The sequence below is a fragment of the Pseudomonas sp. Ma2-10 genome, assembly GCF_054330215.1.
This window is the reverse complement of record NZ_JBTEYL010000021.1, coordinates 70489-87210: the sequence shown is the minus strand read 5'-3', so window position 1 is coordinate 87210 and position 16722 is coordinate 70489. Positions and strand designations below refer to the sequence as shown.

At 58.9% G+C, this 16722-nt stretch carries 19 protein-coding genes and 2 pseudogenes; 10 read left to right on the top strand and 11 right to left on the bottom strand.

Annotated features, from left to right (window positions below):
• Positions 1-115: 115 nt before the first annotated feature.
• Complete coding sequence (locus ACXPVS_RS21365) at positions 116-934, bottom strand: M48 family metallopeptidase (protein WP_458511698.1); 819 nt, start codon at positions 932-934, stop codon at positions 116-118.
• 198 nt (positions 935-1132) lie between these two features.
• On the opposite strand from ACXPVS_RS21365, the pseudogene ACXPVS_RS21360 reads away from it, so the two are divergent.
• Both ACXPVS_RS21360 and ACXPVS_RS21355 read left to right on the top strand, forming a co-directional pair.
• Positions 1133-2416: pseudogene (locus tag ACXPVS_RS21360) on the top strand (HAMP domain-containing protein); the annotation flags it as partial.
• A gap of 15 nt (positions 2417-2431) precedes the next feature.
• Positions 2432-3274 (top strand): methyl-accepting chemotaxis protein, encoded by an 843-nt coding sequence (locus tag ACXPVS_RS21355; protein ID WP_458511701.1) that lies wholly within the window; start codon positions 2432-2434, stop codon positions 3272-3274.
• Positions 3275-3322: 48 nt separating this feature from the next.
• On the opposite strand, the gene ACXPVS_RS21350 is transcribed toward ACXPVS_RS21355, so the two are convergent.
• The 3 genes from ACXPVS_RS21350 to ACXPVS_RS21340 are packed head-to-tail and all read right to left on the bottom strand — an operon-like array spanning position 3323 to position 4437.
• Positions 3323-3946: an SOS response-associated peptidase gene (locus ACXPVS_RS21350; RefSeq protein WP_458511697.1), complete on the bottom strand. Its 624-nt coding sequence runs from the start codon at positions 3944-3946 to the stop codon at positions 3323-3325.
• 35 nt (positions 3947-3981) lie between these two features.
• Entirely contained in the window at positions 3982-4242 is a 261-nt protein-coding gene (locus ACXPVS_RS21345; protein WP_008153386.1) for a putative signal transducing protein, read from the bottom strand.
• Positions 4243-4254: 12 nt separating this feature from the next.
• Complete coding sequence (locus ACXPVS_RS21340; protein WP_008153387.1) at positions 4255-4437, bottom strand: CPXCG motif-containing cysteine-rich protein; 183 nt, start codon at positions 4435-4437, stop codon at positions 4255-4257.
• A gap of 142 nt (positions 4438-4579) precedes the next feature.
• Between ACXPVS_RS21340 and ACXPVS_RS21335 the strand changes: the two genes are divergently transcribed.
• Positions 4580-5743, top strand: a complete 1164-nt coding sequence (locus ACXPVS_RS21335) for a 1-acyl-sn-glycerol-3-phosphate acyltransferase (protein WP_458511696.1) — start codon at positions 4580-4582, stop codon at positions 5741-5743.
• Positions 5744-5807: 64 nt separating this feature from the next.
• Here ACXPVS_RS21335 and ACXPVS_RS21330 read toward each other — a convergent pair.
• Positions 5808-5909, bottom strand: a pseudogene (locus tag ACXPVS_RS21330) (hypothetical protein); the annotation flags it as partial.
• Between the two features lie 140 nt (positions 5910-6049).
• Between ACXPVS_RS21330 and ACXPVS_RS21325 the strand changes: the two are divergent.
• Positions 6050-6256 (top strand): hypothetical protein, encoded by a 207-nt coding sequence (locus ACXPVS_RS21325; protein ID WP_458511695.1) that lies wholly within the window; start codon positions 6050-6052, stop codon positions 6254-6256.
• A 79-nt stretch (positions 6257-6335) separates the two neighbouring features.
• Here ACXPVS_RS21325 and ACXPVS_RS21320 read toward each other — a convergent pair whose 3' ends face one another.
• On the bottom strand, positions 6336-6920 hold the full coding sequence (locus ACXPVS_RS21320) for a YajG family lipoprotein (RefSeq protein ID WP_458511694.1): 585 nt from the start codon (positions 6918-6920) through the stop codon (positions 6336-6338).
• A 203-nt stretch (positions 6921-7123) separates the two neighbouring features.
• Here ACXPVS_RS21320 and ACXPVS_RS21315 point away from each other — a divergent pair, with 203 nt between their 5' ends.
• Both ACXPVS_RS21315 and mqo read left to right on the top strand, forming a co-directional pair.
• Complete coding sequence (locus ACXPVS_RS21315; protein WP_123365653.1) at positions 7124-7357, top strand: hypothetical protein; 234 nt, start codon at positions 7124-7126, stop codon at positions 7355-7357.
• Positions 7358-8097: 740 nt separating this feature from the next.
• A complete protein-coding gene (gene mqo, locus ACXPVS_RS21310; RefSeq protein ID WP_458511693.1) occupies positions 8098-9606 on the top strand; it encodes a malate dehydrogenase (quinone) in 1509 nt (502 codons plus the stop codon).
• A gap of 69 nt (positions 9607-9675) precedes the next feature.
• Here the strand turns inward: mqo and ACXPVS_RS21305 are convergent, their stop codons facing one another.
• The 3 genes from ACXPVS_RS21305 to ACXPVS_RS21295 all read right to left on the bottom strand — a co-directional run bounded on the left by ACXPVS_RS21305 (position 9676) and on the right by ACXPVS_RS21295 (position 11179).
• Complete coding sequence (locus ACXPVS_RS21305; protein WP_458511692.1) at positions 9676-9963, bottom strand: PA4642 family protein; 288 nt, start codon at positions 9961-9963, stop codon at positions 9676-9678.
• Positions 9964-10026: 63 nt separating this feature from the next.
• Positions 10027-10512: a hypothetical protein gene (locus ACXPVS_RS21300; RefSeq protein WP_458511691.1), complete on the bottom strand. Its 486-nt coding sequence runs from the start codon at positions 10510-10512 to the stop codon at positions 10027-10029.
• 109 nt (positions 10513-10621) lie between these two features.
• On the bottom strand, positions 10622-11179 hold the full coding sequence (locus tag ACXPVS_RS21295) for a hypoxanthine-guanine phosphoribosyltransferase (RefSeq protein ID WP_458511690.1): 558 nt from the start codon (positions 11177-11179) through the stop codon (positions 10622-10624).
• Between the two features lie 163 nt (positions 11180-11342).
• Between ACXPVS_RS21295 and upp the strand changes: the two genes are divergently transcribed.
• Together upp and ACXPVS_RS21285 are read left to right on the top strand one after the other, a co-directional pair.
• Entirely contained in the window at positions 11343-11981 is a 639-nt protein-coding gene (upp, locus tag ACXPVS_RS21290; RefSeq protein ID WP_064675925.1) for a uracil phosphoribosyltransferase, read from the top strand.
• A gap of 2 nt (positions 11982-11983) precedes the next feature.
• Complete coding sequence (locus ACXPVS_RS21285; RefSeq protein WP_458511689.1) at positions 11984-13255, top strand: uracil-xanthine permease family protein; 1272 nt, start codon at positions 11984-11986, stop codon at positions 13253-13255.
• 44 nt (positions 13256-13299) lie between these two features.
• Here the strand turns inward: ACXPVS_RS21285 and hemH are convergent, their stop codons facing one another.
• The gene (gene hemH, locus ACXPVS_RS21280; RefSeq protein WP_458511688.1) at positions 13300-14325 is read right to left on the bottom strand and encodes a ferrochelatase; all 1026 of its coding nucleotides are present in this window, start codon (positions 14323-14325) and stop codon (positions 13300-13302) included.
• A 13-nt stretch (positions 14326-14338) separates the two neighbouring features.
• The gene (locus ACXPVS_RS21275) at positions 14339-15241 is read right to left on the bottom strand and encodes a TIGR01777 family oxidoreductase (RefSeq protein WP_458511687.1); all 903 of its coding nucleotides are present in this window, start codon (positions 15239-15241) and stop codon (positions 14339-14341) included.
• Positions 15242-15437: 196 nt separating this feature from the next.
• On the opposite strand from ACXPVS_RS21275, the gene ACXPVS_RS21270 reads away from it, so the two are divergent.
• Both ACXPVS_RS21270 and ACXPVS_RS21265 read left to right on the top strand, forming a co-directional pair.
• Positions 15438-16424, top strand: a complete 987-nt coding sequence (locus tag ACXPVS_RS21270; RefSeq protein ID WP_458511686.1) for an NAD(P)/FAD-dependent oxidoreductase — start codon at positions 15438-15440, stop codon at positions 16422-16424.
• Positions 16421-16636: a TIGR02450 family Trp-rich protein gene (locus ACXPVS_RS21265; protein WP_458511685.1), complete on the top strand. Its 216-nt coding sequence runs from the start codon at positions 16421-16423 to the stop codon at positions 16634-16636. Before ACXPVS_RS21270 ends, ACXPVS_RS21265 begins: the two co-directional genes overlap by 4 nt.
• The last annotated feature ends 86 nt before the right edge of the window (positions 16637-16722 follow it).

Below are 16722 nucleotides of genomic sequence, written 5' to 3'. Positions count from 1 at the left end.
AATAGCTTTGCACGGCTGCGAGTTTTGCCCGCTCTGTGTACTTACCCATGACACCCTCAAAGGTTGTGTCCAACCTTTGGGGGTCAGTTCACTCTGCGTGGGAACGATCAGAGACTCAGGATTTCTTGGCGTTCTCGTACAGCGGCATGACTTTCGGGATTGCCGCCTGCAAAGAAGCAATCCGACTCGACGACGCCGGGTGAGTACTCATGAACTCCGGCGGCGAACCTTGCGAGGCCTTGCTCATCTTGTTCCACAGGGTGATTGCGGCGTTCGGGTTGTAACCGGCGCGAGCGGCCAGTTCCAGGCCGATCAGGTCCGCTTCATTTTCATTGGCGCGACTGTTGGGCAAGGTCATGCCGTAGTTGGCCACGGTATCCGCCAGCGCCAGGCTGTCCTGACCCAGACCGAACAAGGCTCCGGCGCCCTGCTTGGCCATCTCGATGCCGTACGCCTTGGACATCGCTTCACGACCGTGCTCGCGCAGGGCGTGGGCGATTTCGTGGCCCATGATCGCGGCGATCTCATCGTCGGTCAGCTGCAGGCTGTCGATCAGCCCCGTGTAGAAAATGATCTTGCCGCCAGGCCCGCAATTGGCATTGAGTTCGTCGCTCTTGATCAGGTTGACCTCCCATTTCCATTGGGCCGAATCCGGACGGAAAACCGGCGCCTGGGCAATCAGCCGGTCGGCAATCGCCTGGACACGTTTGGCCTCGTTACTGGTCTTGTCCAGCACGCCTTTGGTGTTCGCCTCGCCAACTGTCTTTTGATAAGACTGGGCGTACATCTGGTTGACCTCATCGGTCGACAGCATGCTGAACATGTACTGCTTGCGTTCAACGCCCACCGCGCCACCGCTGGTGGTATTGACCGATTGACAACCGGCGAGCAGCAAACCTGCGCTCAACGCACACAAAACCAATGTCTTGTTCATCAAAAATCCCCCTGAAAACATGCGGCGTATCCTAGGCGGTGAATTGTATCGGCGCCAGACACAACGGACGTGTAGCACACACTAATTCATTTACGACATCAAACATTCCAAAACAGCCAATTCGCCAAACCCCGCTCATGGTCATCGCCTCCCCCGCCGATACAGCACCGCAGACGTCCTCTTGCGTGCGGAGCACCCATGAAATTCAAGTCGATCCAGTTTTCCGTAGCGGCCCTCGCTGGCGCCATCGTTCTTAGTGTCGTGGCAGCCCTGGTGCTGTACGCGTTGTTTTCCGGCGCACGGACACAAGACATGGTCCAGCAGCGGACCCAGGCACAATTCGAGCAAGTCATCGAACAACGCCTGACGTCACTGGCGCAAACCCAGGTCAGCCAGATCCAGCGCGAGCTCGAAGCGCCACTGCTGATTGCCGGCGCACTGGTGCGAGTCAACGCATTGATCGGCACACCGGGCGCCGATGGCCAGCCACAGTTGAACCTGAGCCGCGAGCAATTGATCAGCCTGATCAAGGAAAACGTCGCCAAGAACCCGAAAATTCTCGGCACCTATATTGGCTGGGAAAAAAACGCCCTCGATCACAACGACGCGGCCTACGTCGACACCCAGGTTGTCGGCATCGACGCCAGCAACGGCCGCTTCCTGCCTTGGTGGTTCCGCAACGAAGACGGCAGCCTGGGCCTGGACAAACTGGTGGACGTCGACGACCAGAAAACCTTGTCCACCGGCGTTCGCGCCAGCGAGTACTACCTGTGCTCGAAAGAAACCAAAAAACCCTGCGTAATCGATCCGGCGCCCTACAAGGTCGGCGACAAGATCGTCATGCTCGCCTCCTTTATAGAACCGATCATGCTCAACGGCGCCTTTCAAGGCATCGTCGGCGCTGACCTGTCGGTGAACTTCATTCAGGAAATGCTCCTCGGCGCGAATCAGAAGTTGTACAGCGGCGCTGGTGAAATGGCCCTGATTGGCAGCAACAACCGGATCGTTGCCTACACCAAGGACCCGAGCAAATTCGGCGAGAAGGTCAGCGACATCCTCGACAGCCAGCAGATCGCCAACATGGCCAACCTCAAGCGTGGCGAAGTCACCTACGCCGTCGACAAGGCCCAGGGCCGGATCGAGTTGTACCTGCCGTTTGGTATTGGCCAGACCGACGCTCGCTGGACCCTCATGCTGCAATTGCCGCTGAACGCAGTGATGGCCGATTTGCAAAAACTCCAGGGCGATCTGGACGCCCAGCGCAAGTCCGACACTTTCGGCATGGCCATGGTCGGCTTGTTGATTGCCGGTATCGGCTTGCTGGTGATCTGGCTGGTGGGCCACGGCATTGCCCGACCGCTGAAGCAGATGGTCGCGATGCTCGACGACATCGCTCAGGGGGAAGGGGACCTGACTCGACGCCTGACCAGCGACCGCGCCGACGAATTGGGCTCAATCGCCAAAGGCTTCAACACCTTCCTGGCCAAGTTGCAGGTGATGATCACCCAGGTGGTGACTTCGGTGCAGAGCGTCAGTGATTCGTCGGAACACACCGCCGACATCGCCATCCGCACCAACATCGGCGTGCACAAGCAAATGGCCGAGATTGATCAGGTGGCCACGGCGGTGCATGAAATGACTGCGACCGCTCAAGACGTGGCGCGCAACGCGACCCAAGCGGCACAAGCCGCCAGCCATGCGGATCAGGCAGCAGCGCAGGGCATGCAAATCGTGCGGGACACGTCGAACTCGATTGGCGTACTGGCAATAGAAATCGGGAAGGCTGTCGGCGTGGTTCAGACGTTGGCCAAGGACAGCGAGAACATCAATGCGATCCTGACGGCGATTCGCGGGATTGCCGAACAGACCAATCTGCTGGCCTTGAACGCGGCCATCGAAGCGGCACGAGCGGGCGAACAGGGACGCGGTTTTGCGGTGGTAGCCGATGAAGTGCGCAACCTGGCGCAGAAGACTCAGCAAGCCACTGAGGAAATTCAGGCCATGATTCAGCAACTGCAACAAGGCACGCGCGATGTGGTGCGTGTGATGGAGGACAGTCAGAGCCGCACCGATGAAAGCGTGCAACATGCGGCGAAAGCGGCCGAGGCACTGGAGACAATTACGCAGGCGGTGTCGGTGATCAACGACATGAACACCCAGATTGCCAGTGCGGCAGAGGAACAGAGTGCGGTGGCTGACGACATCAACCGTAACGTGATCAACATCGGGCAAGTGGCCAATGAAGTGGCGGGCGGAGCGGATGAGTCGAGTGCGGCGAGTGCGGACCTGACCAAGCTGGCAGAGCAGCAGCGGCGGTTGATCAATCAGTTCAAGGTTTAGGGTTCAATGATCGTTCCCACGCCCTGCGCGGGAACGAGGACTTCGAGCTTAGCCGGGGGTCAGACACTCCGGCCCATTGAGCTTCGGATCATTCACCAGATTCGCCAACGCCCGCTCGCGCAACGCCGCAGGTTCACTGGCGAGCAATGCTTGCAAGGTATGCAGCGGTGTTTCGGGATTGAGCCACGCCTCCTGCCCCGCCGCATCTAGAATCAACGGCCGGCGCTGACTCGCCGCCGGCTGCGTGATCACCGCGCTGCTCAACCACACCTGCTCCTGCACCGGATACGCTTCCCAAATCGCCGCAAAAAACAGCGTCGAGCCCTCCCCCGGAGTCAGCCAATACGGACGTTTGCGGGTCGTGCCGCGCCATTCGTAAAAACCGTTGGCCGGCAGCAGGCAACGGCGTTCGCGCAGGGCCTGACGGAACATCGGTTGTTCCGCGACGGTTTCAGCCCGGGCATGGGCCGGCGTACGGGACAAATCGGTCAGCCACGGCGGCGTCAAACCCCAACGCGCGCGCGCCAGCTCACGCTGACCCTCAACGCCTGCACGCAGCATCAACACCGAATCGTTGGGAGAAATATTCCACTGGGCCTGCTGGTCGGCGGGGAAGCCAGGCAGGGCCGCGAAGGCGGGATTCCAGCGAAACAGGGCATAACGTCCACACATGGGGCAACACGACTCTTGATAAAACGAACACCAGCCTAACAGACCAGCGTGCCGGGAAAACTTTCCGGTTCATCGCCGGGCAGTGGCAGCGCAGCATTGTACGCAGTGATCAACTCCCGGGCGTACTCGGCCTCGTCGTTATCGACTGACAGGCCCAGCAGACCAAAGATCGGCAACTCGCCGCTGCCACCGAGCAAATCGCGGCCCACCAAATGGGCCTCGATGCCCTCACTGGCCAACATGCTTTGCAGCAACTCACCTTCCATGAGGTTTTCCGGCTCGTAGATTCGCTGCATGGGGTGCTCCTTTCATTCGTTTTCGCTATGAACTTCGAGCAACCATTCCTGACCGTCAGTCTGCAGAACAAACGTGATGGGGCGACAGCACACCGGACAGTCTTCGATATAGGTCTGATCGCCACCGGACAAGTCCAGAACGGCCTCAGCCTCTTCACCACAATACGGACATTCGTAGCGCTCGGTTTCCAGCATCGCGGTCTCCCAGGTGACTTGTGCGTATAATCGCCGGTCTATTTGCAGGGCTATTTTTGTCTGGCTAACTTTTCAGACCGTGCCCCGTTGGTTTTCGATCAAAACCTTTACTTACCCTAGCCGTTTCTAACAAGAGAGCATGATGGGCGAATTCGATGCCATCCGACCTTACAATGACAGCGAAGTCCCGGCGGTGCTGGACCGGCTGCTCGGCGACAAGGCGTTTCTAGATATCCTCATCCATTTCCGCTTCCCGCGTTTTGCCGGTGCTTTCGGCTGGATGCTCAAACCTCTTATAGCTCATCGGCTGCGCCGTGAATTCGCTGGCATCACGTCGGTGGCCACGTTGCAGGATAAAGTCGAGATGTACGTCGACCACACCATCGAACGAGCCACGGACGGTGTGACGTACACCGGCGTCGCGCAGTTCAAGTCCGGCAGCGCCTACCTGTTCATCGCCAACCACCGCGACATCGTGATGGACCCGGCCTTCGTCAACTACGCCGTGTACCACGCCGGCCTGCCGACACCGCGCATCGCGATCGGCGACAACCTGCTGCAAAAGCCCTTTGTCAGCGATCTGATGCGCCTGAACAAGAGCTTCATCGTGCACCGTTCGATCGCCGGTCGCCGCGAGAAGATGGCGGCGTATCAGCTGCTGTCGGCGTACATCAACCACTCGATCCGCAATGATTGCGCCTCGATCTGGATCGCCCAGGCCGAAGGCCGGGCCAAGGACGGCGACGACCGCACCGAGTCGGCCATCCTCAAGATGTTCCACATGAGCCGCAAGGACGAGCCGTTTGGCCAAGTCATTCAGTCGTTGAACCTCACCCCGGTGTCGATCAGCTATGAATACGATCCGTGCGATCAAGCCAAGGCTCGCGAGCTGTTCATCCGCGCCACCACCGGCAGCTACACCAAAGTGCCGGGCGAGGACGATGTGAGCATTGCCAAGGGCATCACCGGCTACAAGGGCCGCGTGCATGTGAACTTCGCCTCGCCGATCACCGAGCTGTTCGACGACACCAAGCAATTGGCGATCGAGATGGACCGGCAGATCCTTGGTGGCTACCGACTGTTCCCGGTGCACTACCTGGCTTACGCTCAATGGAAAGACGCCGACCCGCAATTGCAGGTGCCCAAAGCCGCTGAGGTGTTTGCGGCCGACGAACTGACCAAGGCTCAGGAGCAATGGCAACAGCGTCTGGACGCTTGCCCTGAGGAGCATCGTCCGTTCATGGTCCTGCAATACGCGACGCCGGTGCGCAATCAGTACCGTGTGAAAGCAGGTTTGCCGCTGTAAGGTTGGTGGCTGGAGACGACAACGGCGCCCTCGGGCGCCGTTTTCATTGCTGCGTATTTTGCGGTCAGCCCCGCGTGCTGATCCACGACACCAGCAGCGCCAACCCCAGCCAGGCAAAACCGAATCGATAGAAAAACCGGTTCATGCGCAAGGTCGCCCCATCCAGCATCAACGTCGGCTCATCGATACGACGGCTCTGGCTTTGCGACAAATACCGAACCATTTGACCAATTTTTACCCTGTGTCACGGCCCCGTCATCTGAGTTCGCCAGTCTGGCGCCCCTCAAAACCGACACGGAAACCGTCATGTTGCACGCCGAAAACCAGGATCGCCTCTACCTCATTGCCCAAAGCGACGAACAACAAAACCTCGTTGGCAGTCTCGCCTTCAACGTCCAGGACCGCCACTGGCTGGTGTATTGCGCGCTGAGTGGACAGCAACATGCGGATTTGCCGGAGATGGATTTGCTGACCGGCGTGAGTGTGCTGGATTTTTATTCGCAGGCCGCCTGACAGGTCCATGGGAAATCGACAGGCATGAAAAAACCCGGGACCATCACTGGCGCCGGGTTTTTTTGAATCCAGCGAACGCTTACTCGCCGAGAATCTGACCAATCGTCGGATCCTTGAACAGACGCGTCAACGCATCGCTCAGCACATCGCCGACCAGCTTGGTATTGGTTTCCTGATTCGGCGCCATACCAAAACGCTGATCCAGGGACGCACCATAACGACCGCTGTAACGACGATTGGCATTCTGCACATCAGAGCGGAAGGTCGCGCCAATGGTGGCCTCCGTCACATACATGCCTTCTTTAGGCGACTGATACTTCAGTTCGGCCAGGGTCACCGTCAACTGCGGAGCGTTCAGCGCATTGGTGGTTGGGGTGAAGCCCAACAACCGCACCGCCGCTTCGGCCTGAGCCTGCAGCTTCGGCAGAATCTGCGCGCCTTGCACGGTAATCGCGCTGGTCTCAGGGTACAGGCCACCACGGGTGCCCAAAGTCGGCGACGGACGACCGTCCACCACACGCACCACCACCGGCTGACCGTTGCCGACCGGTGCCAGCTGAGTCGTCAGCCTGGGTTCCGGATTCAGTTGTTGCGGGCTGTGGGCGCAGCCGACCAGGGTCAAACTGGTCACAGTGATCAAACCGAACAACAGGCGTTGCAACATGCGCTTCTCTCCAGAATCAGGCACTAAGGCCCGCAGTATAGCGGTGCGTCACTGCGGCTAACTAGAGCCCTTCAGTGATTACTGAAATGTCTGACAAACCCTTGGGAAGCGGGTTCCTGTCACAGAGATGTCACCGCCCATACACTTGCTCGTCACGGCTCACTGGCAAGATTCACAGCAGTCACCCCACAAGGTACTTCGCCATGCGCTATCTCATCTCGCTGTTCAACCCACGTCCTCTGCATCGCTGCTTCGCCCTGCTCGACCGCAATGGCCATTGCCAGGCATTCAAACAGTGCAGCCTCCAGCCGATGGGCGATGGCTGGGTCGAAATCGAAGAAATCCGCCTTAACTGGCTGCACCATCCCCTGCCCCCTAGCGCCCGTGTCAGCCAGCGCCAGCCACGCGCACGGGCCCAACACCTGTTGACCACCTGAGCGAACACCTAATAAAAGTCATTAAACACGACCATTTCCATACGTTTCTTCGCTACAATCTCCCCCCGATTATAAGGACGTCTCCTGATCGGGCCTCGCAGCACCGTCAATGCGCTTGTATTGACACCCCGCACCGCCCACAGAGAGCCGCCCACACAGATCGAGTGAAGCTGGCGCGCTTGCTGTTCCTTGAGCAAAAACCCAACTTTTCGCGAATCTGCAGAGCTGTCAATACGCTCGGTCACTGAGCTGTTTGCCCGTTTTGCCTGTCATGTATCCCATGACGGCAATCCATCCGGGCACGGTGCCAGGCTGGGGCAGCCCTTTTTTGAGGTTCACGTCTTCAAAAGAGCGTGAAAAAAACGGGTTTTCACAACTTCACAAGAGTGTGGCGAGCAAATGAATAGTTTTGCGTCTGAATATGCACCATTAGCGTCTGAAACAGCCCAACGACACAGGACCGAGTACGCCTCGAACACCGGAGCCTGAAGCCTGTCCTCTACGGATTTGGTTGCACAAACGGATGTATCGGCCATAAGTCGAATTGCCAGCCGCGCGTTGAAGTGAGTTCATGTAACTCTTTTAGACCCGGCCGGTAGCGTCCGTCGAAGTTGCGAAAAATTGCGAAGATTCGGACATGGCGATACTGCCATGGGTACCTGGGGCATCACTGACACCCCCCCTGAACGCCTGGCAGCCATGCCGACAATTTGGTGCTGCAGATTTTGGAGACGCGTTAAATGGCGCATAACGAAGCAGTCGACGTAGTACTGGTTGGGGCCGGCATCATGAGTGCCACCCTCGCTGTACTGCTCAAAGAGCTCGACCCCGCAATCAAGCTGGAAGTCGTCGAGCTGATGGATTCCGGTGCCGCGGAGAGTTCGAACCCGTGGAACAACGCCGGTACCGGTCACGCCGGGCTGTGTGAGCTCAACTACACGCCGCAGGCCGCCGACGGCACCGTCGACATCAAGAAAGCCGTGCACATCAACACCCAGTTCGAGGTGTCGAAGCAGTTCTGGTCCTACCTGACCAAGAAAAGCACCTTCGGCTCGTGCAAGACGTTCATCAGCCCGGTGCCGCACCTGAGCTTCGTCCAGAATGACGATGGTGTTTCCTTCCTCAGCAAACGCTTCAAGACGCTGAGCAAGCACCACGCCTTCTCGGACATGGAATACACCGAAGACAAGGCCACCATGGCCGAGTGGATGCCGCTGATGATGCCTGGCCGGCCGGCCGACGAAGTCGTCGCCGCCACCCGCGTCATGAACGGCACCGACGTCAATTTCGGCGCCCTGACCAATCAACTGCTCAAACACCTGACCAGCGCACCCGATGCCCAGGTCAAGTATTGCAAGCGCGTGACCGGCCTCAAGCGTAACGGCAGCGGCTGGACCGTCAGCATCAAGGACGTCAACAGCGGTAACTCCCGTGACGTCGACGCGAAATTCGTGTTCCTCGGGGCTGGCGGCGCGGCACTGCCGCTGCTGCAAGCTTCGGGCATCGAAGAAAGCAAAGGCTTCGGCGGCTTCCCGATCAGTGGCCAATGGCTGCGTTGCGACAACCCGGAAGTGGTCAAGCACCACCAGGCCAAGGTTTACAGCCAGGCAGCCGTGGGGTCGCCGCCGATGTCGGTACCGCACCTGGACACCCGCGTCGTCGATGGCAAGAAGTCCCTGTTGTTCGGACCTTACGCCGGTTTCACCACCAAGTTCCTCAAGCACGGCTCCTTCATGGACCTGCCGATGTCGGTTCGCGCCGGCAACATCGGCCCGATGCTGGCCGTGGCCAAAAACAACATGGACCTGACCAAGTACCTGGTCAGCGAAGTGATGCAGTCGATGGAGCAGCGTCTGGACTCGCTGCGTCGCTTCTACCCTGAAGCGAAAGCCGAAGACTGGCGCCTGGAAGTGGCCGGCCAACGGGTGCAGATCATCAAGAAAGACCCGAAAAAGGGCGGCGTTCTGCAGTTCGGCACCGAACTGGTCGCGGCCAAGGACGGTACCCTTGCTGCCCTGCTCGGCGCTTCACCTGGCGCGTCGGTGACCGTTTCGATCATGCTGGAACTGATCGAAAAATGCTTCCCGAACAAGACTTCCGGTGAATGGGCTTCCAAACTGGCAGAAATCTTCCCGGCGCGGGAGAAAGTTCTGGAAACCGACGCTGCGCTGTATCGCAAGATCAATGCGCACAACAACGTCGCACTGGAACTGGTTGAAGCCAGCAACGAGACCGAAAGCTACGCTTGATTCGGTCACACAAAAAAACGCCCCGCTCTCATTGAGAGCGGGGCGTTTTTTTTGTGCCGTTAAAAGATCTTAACCGCGAGCCTTTTCGATCCGTTCGATGTACTCGGCCGCGTTGCGCTGATCTTTGATCGAGGCAACGAAATCATTACCGTGCTCATCCTTGCCGTCCAGGTCCAGACCGGCTTCGACGAAGAACGTCAGAAAACGCTCAAAGTCATCGATGCGCAGGCCACGATAGGCCTTGATCAGTTTGTGCAGCGACGGCGACGTGGCGTCGACCGGTTCGAAATCGAGGAACAGCTTGATCTGCTCATCGCCGATCTCGTCACCAATCACTTGCTTCTTATCTTTACGCATTGCCGACTCCAGCTCGCAGACATTTCACGGGGCGGGCAGTTTACCCCTCCCCGGGCACAGGGCTCAACGCAGACGAACGCTGCCGGTGTGCAGATCGGCCCAGATATGGCCGTTGGCGTAGCTGAGGAACTGGCAATACACCGTGTCATTGCGCAACAAGTCGATCATCACGTGGTACTGGGCCATCGGGTAAAACAGCGTCAGGGTTTTGCTTTTGTCGTCGTAGATCGGCTTTTTCAGGCTTTTGCTTTCGCCATCGAAATTGACCAGCACCTGGTTGATGGTCGCGCCCTTGTTCAAGGATTTGCCCTTGAGGCGGATCAGCAACGGTGAGGTCACCGGAATCGGCTGCTGGTTGGATTGGCGTTGACTGCCAACCACCACCGAGTACTCGGTAACCTGCAACAGCTGTTGCTGCTCGGGCTCCGCGTTACGCAGGGTCAGGTCATCGGGAGGCAGAAACTGCGCGTGCATCAGCGCCGGGGCGGCAGCCAGAGGCAGGCTGACGGTCAGCAACAGGGCGGCGCAGCTGCGGATCAAAAGGCTCATGACAGGCTCCGGAGGGCGAGGCCGAGCACTCTAGCATGGGCGTACGAGAATGAATTTTTGCAGGCGACCCACTGTGGGCGCTTGCTCCCACAGTGATTGGCTTGGCTTTCTACATGCCTTTAACAGCAAAAATCCCGTTGGCGTTACGCCAGTAGCCTTTGTAGTCCATGCCGTAACCGAAGATGTAACGATCAATGCATGGCAGTCCGACGAAATCGGCCTTCAAGTCCGGTCGAGCCTTGCGATCGTGGTTTTTGTCGATCAGCACAGCGGTATGCACCGCGCGGGCGCCGGCGTGTTTGCAGAAGTCGATGATCGCCCCCAGGGTGTGACCTTCGTCGAGGATGTCGTCGATGATCAGCACATCACGATCGATGAACGACACTTCCGGCTTGGCTTTCCAGAACAGATCGCCGCCGCTGGTCTCGTTGCGATACCGAGTGGCATGCAGGTAGGACGCTTCGAGCGGGAAGTTCAGATGGGTCAGCAGCTTGCCGGAGAAAATCAGGCCGCCATTCATCACGCAGAACACCACCGGATTGCTTTCAGCCAGTTGGTCGTTGATGTGTGCACCGACGCGAGCGATGGCCGCCTCGACTTCAGCTTCGGTGTACAGGCAGTCAGCCTCTCGCATGATTTGACGGATATGCTCGAGATCAGCGGACATGGCGCTCTCCAGGGGGTGGCGGATTCGGAAAAGCGGGCCAAGGTACGCATCAAGCGAGGCCAGATCAAGCGTTTGTGGACTAACGTACTGAATGTCTATAGGACAACCCCCCCGGATAGATTAATCTAGGCCGTTTTTTTTGCCCGCCGCCGGAGCCTTTCCCATGCCCATCCTCGAGATCCGCCATCCGCTGATCCGTCATAAACTCGGCCTTATGCGCCGCGCCGACATCAGCACGAAAAATTTCCGTGAGCTCGCTCAGGAAGTCGGTGCCCTGCTGACCTATGAAGCCACCAAAGACCTGCCGCTGGAAACCTACGATATCGAAGGCTGGGCCGGCACTGTGTCGGTCGAGAAAATCGCCGGCAAGAAAATTACGGTCGTACCGATCCTGCGCGCCGGCATTGGCATGCTCGAAGGTGTGCTGAGCCTGATTCCGGGCGCCAAAGTCAGCGCCGTCGGCGTGGCCCGCAACGAACAAACCCTGCAGGCCCACACCTATCTGGAAAAACTGGTTCCGGAAATCAACGAACGCCTGGCGATGATCATCGACCCGATGCTCGCCACCGGCAGTTCCATGGTCGCGACCATCGACCTGCTGAAAAAGGCCGGTTGCCGGGATATCCGCGCAATGGTGCTGGTGGCGGCCCCTGAAGGCATCGCCGCCGTAGAGAAAGCTCACCCGGACGTGACCATCTACACCGCCTCTATTGACGAAAAACTCAACGAACACGGTTACATCATCCCAGGCCTGGGCGATGCCGGTGACAAGATCTTCGGCACCAAACAAAAGGACGCTTGAGCATGCAGCAAGAGTTCAACGATCCGCTCTGGCGCACGGTGCTGTCGGGTGCGCAGATGCTGTTCGTGGCCTTCGGCGCCCTGGTGTTGATGCCGCTGATTACCGGTCTCGACCCGAACGTGGCGCTGTTCACCGCAGGCCTGGGGACGATTCTGTTCCAGATCGTCACCGGGCGTCAGGTGCCCGTGTTCCTGGCGTCGAGCTTTGCCTTCATCACCCCGATCATTCTCGCCAAGGGCCAATTCGGTCTCGCGGCGACCATGGGCGGAATCATGGCGGCAGGTTTTGTCTACACCTTCCTCGGCCTGGCCGTGAAGATCAAAGGCACCGGGTTCATCGACCGGCTACTGCCTCCGGTAGTGATTGGCCCGGTGATCATTTCCATCGGCCTGGCCATGGCACCCATTGCCGCCAACATGGCGATGGGCAAGGACGGCGACGGCAACGAGTTGATCCATTACCAGACGGCGATGCTGATCTCGATGCCCGCGCTGCTGACCACCCTGATTGTCGCCGTGTTCGGCAAAGGCATTTTCCGCCTGGTGCCGATCATCTCCGGCGTGCTGGTGGGGTTTGCCATGGCGTTCTACTTCGGCGTGGTCGACACCGCCAAGATTGCCGCAGCGCCCTGGTTTGCGATCCCGCACTTCACGGCCCCGGAATTCAACTGGCAGGCAATTCTGTTCATCGTGCCAGTGGCCCTGGCCCCGGCAATCGAGCACATTGGCGGTGTGATCGCCGTCGGTAGCGTGACCGGTCGCGACTACCTGAAGAAACCCGGCCTGCACCGCACCTTGCTCGGTGACGGCATTGCCACCACGGCGGCGGGCCTGTTTGGCGGTCCACCCAACACCACCTACGCCGAAGTGACGGGCGCGGTGATGCTGACGAAGAACTACAACCCGAAAATCATGACCTGGGCGGCAATTTTCGCCATCAGCCTGGCGTTCGTCGGCAAGTTCGGCGCGCTGCTGCAAAGCATTCCGGTGCCGGTGATGGGCGGGATTCTGTGCCTATTGTTCGGTTCGATCGCGGCGGTGGGCATGAACACGCTAATTCGCCACAAGATCGACCTGGGCGAAGCGCGCAATCTGGTGATTGTCTCGGTGACTCTGGTGTTCGGGATTGGTGGCGTACTGGTCGGCACCGGCACAGGGCCGGACGACTTCGGCCTCAAAGGCATCGCGCTGTGCGCTGTGACGGCGATTGCGCTGAACCTGTTACTGCCAGGCAATGATGGCTGGAAGAACAAGAAGGCGGATGAATCGTTGTAGTAACGGTTGATCGTTCCCACGCACTGACGTGGGAACGATCATGACTACAGGGCTATCGGTGCTCGCTCGCACAAGGTACTCAACGCCCGCGCCCATTGCGGATCGTCGTTGAGACACGGCACCAGCACCAGCTCCTCTCCTCCCGCTTCGCGAAACTGCTCCAGCCCGCGATCACCGATCTCTTCCAGCGTCTCGATGCAATCGGCAACGAACGCCGGGCACATCACCAGAATCTTCTTCACGCCACGTTTGGCCAACTCATCGAGGCGCACTTCGGTGTAGGGTTCGATCCACTTGGCACGCCCCAGGCGCGACTGGAATGACACCGACCATTTGCCGTCGGGTAACTCCATGCGCTTGGCAAACTCCGAAGCAGTGCGCAAGCATTGGGCGCGATAGCAGGTTGCCAACACCTGCGGCGAGGCGTTCTTGCAGCAGTCCTCATTCTTGAAGCAATGCTGGCCGGAGGGGTCGAGTTTGGTCAGGTGCCGCTCCGGCAAGCCATGGAAACTCAACAGCAGATGATCGTGGTCTTGCGCCAGATACGGCTTGGCACTGGCGACCAGGGCATCGAGGTATTCCGGCTGATCGTAAAACGGCTGGAGAATCGAAAACTGCACGTCGAGTTTCTTCTCGCGCACCACGCGTTTGGCTTCTTCGATCACGGTGGTCACGGTGCTGTCGGCGAACTGCGGATACAGCGGCGCGAGGGTAATTTTCTTGTGCCCCTGAGCGACCAGTTGCAGCAGTTTGGTCTCAATCGACGGCTCGCCGTAACGCATCGCCAGCTCCACCGGACCGTGGGTCCACTGGGCAGTCATGGCCTGTTGCAGGCGGCGGCTGAGCACCACCAACGGCGAGCCCTCCTCCCACCAGATCGAGGCGTAGGCGTGGGCAGACTGCTCCGGGCGCTTGAACAGAATCAGCGACACCAGCAAACGCCGAACCGGCCATGGCAGGTCGATCACATATGGGTCCATCAGAAACTGATTGAGGTAACTGCGCACATCCGCCACCGAGGTGGAGGCCGGTGAGCCCAGGTTGACCAGAAGCAATGCGTGATCGGTCATGCAACGTCCTATTTCAAAGGCGGCTGGACAGGTCGTCCAGGGCCGCGCGCAAATCAGTGAACTGGAAAGTGAAACCCGCTTCCAGCAAGCGAACCGGCAAGGCCTTCTGGCCGCCCAGCAACAGCAATGACAACTCGCCCAGACACACCTTTAACGCCAGGGCCGGCATGGGCATGAACGTCGGGCGGTGCAGCACGCTGCCCAATGTCTTGGCAAACTCGCGGTTGCGCACCGGCTTGGGCGCGCAGGCATTATAAGGACCACTGGTATCTTCCTGATGCAGAAGAAAATCAATCAGGGCGATTTGATCGTTGATATGGATCCACGGCATCCACTGCCGGCCATTGCCAATAGGCCCACCCAGCCCCACCTTGAACGGCAACAACAGCCGCGACAAAAAGCCGCCCTCGGCCGACAACACCAGCCCGGTACGAATGAAAATTACGCGAAGGCCCAAGCCTTCGGCACGCTGGGCGGTTTCTTCCCAGGCAATGCACAACTGGCTGGCGAAATCATCGATGACCGGTGGAGATTCCTCGGTCAACTCCCGCTCCCCTCCGTCACCGTACCAACCGACCGCAGACCCCGAAATCAACACCTGCGGTTTTTGTTCACGGGTTCCGAGCCAGGCCAGCAGGGTTTCGGTCAGGGTGATACGGCTGCTCCACAACAGCGCTTTGCGTCGGGTTGTCCAGGGACGATCGGCAATCGGGGCTCCCGCAAGGTTGATAACCGCATCCACCGACTCCTGGCCGATGTCTTCGAGGCGAGCCACTGCGCGCACTTGGGCACCGCAGATTTTCGCGACTTTTTCAGGCTTGCGACTCCAGACCGTCAGGCGATGACCCTGACTCAACCAGAGGCGGCAGAGTTGACGTCCTATCAAACCAGTACCGCCGGTCAGCAATATGTGCATGACTACTTCCTCGCATAGCGTTTTACCCTGATCACTAGTCTATTTTTATAAGCAGGGATCTTTGGTATCGGGCAGGCTCTGTGATTAACAATAGGCCAAGCTGTCAGAACGAGAACGCTAAAAGTTATACCAGAAAATAATACTGTACAGGTTTAATCCACCACGTAGTCTGTACAGAAAGGTAAACGAGGCCCCTATGACTGTACCTATCGCAATCATCGGCACCGGCATCGCCGGGCTCTCCGCCGCCCAGGCCCTGACAGAGGTCGGGCATGTCGTTCAACTTTTCGATAAAAGCCGCGGCAGTGGCGGACGCATGTCGAGCAAGCGCAGCGATGCGGGTGCTCTGGACATGGGCGCGCAATATTTCACCGCCCGCGATCGCCGCTTTGTCACTGAAGTCCAGCGCTGGCAGGGCAAAGGCTGGGTCGCTGAATGGATGCCACAGCTCTACACCTACCACGGCGGCCAACTCAATCTGTCGCCGGACGAACAGACGCGCTGGGTCGGCACGCCCCACATGAGTGCCATCACCCGTGGCCTGCTCGGCGATCTGGAAGTGCATTTCGCCTGCCGCATTACCGAGGTCTATCGCGGCGAGGAGCACTGGCATCTGCAGGACGCCGAAGGCTTCACCCACGGCCCGTTCAGTCATGTGATTATCGCCACACCGGCGCCTCAGGCGACTGCCCTGCTGGCCTCCGCGTCGAAACTCGCCGGTGCCGCGGCCGGGGTGAAAATGGACCCGACCTGGGCAGTCGCACTGGCATTCGAAACACCGCTGGATACACCCATGGAAGGCTGCTTCGTGCAGGACAGCCCACTCGACTGGCTGGCTCGCAACCGCAGCAAACCCGGGCGCGATAACACCCTTGATACGTGGGTGCTGCATGCGACCAGTGCCTGGAGCCGACAACATATCGACCTCTCCAAGGAAGCGGTAATCGAGCAATTGCACGGCGCATTTGCCGAGCTGCTGCACGACGCCATGCCCGCCCCGACCTTCAGCCTCGCCCACCGCTGGCTCTACGCCCGCCCCGCCAACAGCCATGAATGGGGCGCCCTGGCCGATGCCGATCTGGGCTTGTATGTGTGTGGCGACTGGTGCTTGTCCGGTCGCGTCGAAGGCGCCTGGCTCAGCGGCCAGGAAGCTGCTCGCCGCTTGCATGAACACCTGCAATGAACCGCATCAACCCGAGCAAATTGCTGCTGTCAAAATGGACAGCAGCCCACCCGCACAACCGCGAAAAGCATTTTCTGGTGACCGAGCTGTTCCGCGATGAGGAAGGCACAGTGCTAGAAATTGAGTTGCAGGCGGTACTGACCCAGCGCAGCGAGCGCTTCGATTGGAAAATCCTGAAAAACAACGACGCCTGGTTATTGGGCTGGAAATAGTCATTGTGGGAGCGAGCAAGCTCGCCCCCACAATGGTCACGGTTTTCTTTCAGAAAAACCTATACAAAAAATTTGACTTGTACATC

Bases quoted from the DNA above. Each gene is read 5' to 3' on its own strand.
- ACXPVS_RS21365 (WP_458511698.1), bottom strand. From the start codon at position 934: ATGAACAAGACATTGGTTTTGTGTGCGTTGAGCGCAGGTTTGCTGCTC.
- ACXPVS_RS21355 (WP_458511701.1), top strand. From the start codon at position 2,432: ATGATCACCCAGGTGGTGACTTCGGTGCAGAGCGTCAGTGATTCGTCG.
- ACXPVS_RS21350 (WP_458511697.1), bottom strand. From the start codon at position 3,946: ATGTGTGGACGTTATGCCCTGTTTCGCTGGAATCCCGCCTTCGCGGCC.
- ACXPVS_RS21345 (WP_008153386.1), bottom strand. From the start codon at position 4,242: ATGCAGCGAATCTACGAGCCGGAAAACCTCATGGAAGGTGAGTTGCTG.
- ACXPVS_RS21340 (WP_008153387.1), bottom strand. From the start codon at position 4,437: ATGCTGGAAACCGAGCGCTACGAATGTCCGTATTGTGGTGAAGAGGCT.
- ACXPVS_RS21335 (WP_458511696.1), top strand. From the start codon at position 4,580: ATGGGCGAATTCGATGCCATCCGACCTTACAATGACAGCGAAGTCCCG.
- ACXPVS_RS21325 (WP_458511695.1), top strand. From the start codon at position 6,050: ATGTTGCACGCCGAAAACCAGGATCGCCTCTACCTCATTGCCCAAAGC.
- ACXPVS_RS21320 (WP_458511694.1), bottom strand. From the start codon at position 6,920: ATGTTGCAACGCCTGTTGTTCGGTTTGATCACTGTGACCAGTTTGACC.
- ACXPVS_RS21315 (WP_123365653.1), top strand. From the start codon at position 7,124: ATGCGCTATCTCATCTCGCTGTTCAACCCACGTCCTCTGCATCGCTGC.
- mqo (WP_458511693.1), top strand. From the start codon at position 8,098: ATGGCGCATAACGAAGCAGTCGACGTAGTACTGGTTGGGGCCGGCATC.
- ACXPVS_RS21305 (WP_458511692.1), bottom strand. From the start codon at position 9,963: ATGCGTAAAGATAAGAAGCAAGTGATTGGTGACGAGATCGGCGATGAG.
- ACXPVS_RS21300 (WP_458511691.1), bottom strand. From the start codon at position 10,512: ATGAGCCTTTTGATCCGCAGCTGCGCCGCCCTGTTGCTGACCGTCAGC.
- ACXPVS_RS21295 (WP_458511690.1), bottom strand. From the start codon at position 11,179: ATGTCCGCTGATCTCGAGCATATCCGTCAAATCATGCGAGAGGCTGAC.
- upp (WP_064675925.1), top strand. From the start codon at position 11,343: ATGCCCATCCTCGAGATCCGCCATCCGCTGATCCGTCATAAACTCGGC.
- ACXPVS_RS21285 (WP_458511689.1), top strand. From the start codon at position 11,984: ATGCAGCAAGAGTTCAACGATCCGCTCTGGCGCACGGTGCTGTCGGGT.
- hemH (WP_458511688.1), bottom strand. From the start codon at position 14,325: ATGACCGATCACGCATTGCTTCTGGTCAACCTGGGCTCACCGGCCTCC.
- ACXPVS_RS21275 (WP_458511687.1), bottom strand. From the start codon at position 15,241: ATGCACATATTGCTGACCGGCGGTACTGGTTTGATAGGACGTCAACTC.
- ACXPVS_RS21270 (WP_458511686.1), top strand. From the start codon at position 15,438: ATGACTGTACCTATCGCAATCATCGGCACCGGCATCGCCGGGCTCTCC.
- ACXPVS_RS21265 (WP_458511685.1), top strand. From the start codon at position 16,421: ATGAACCGCATCAACCCGAGCAAATTGCTGCTGTCAAAATGGACAGCA.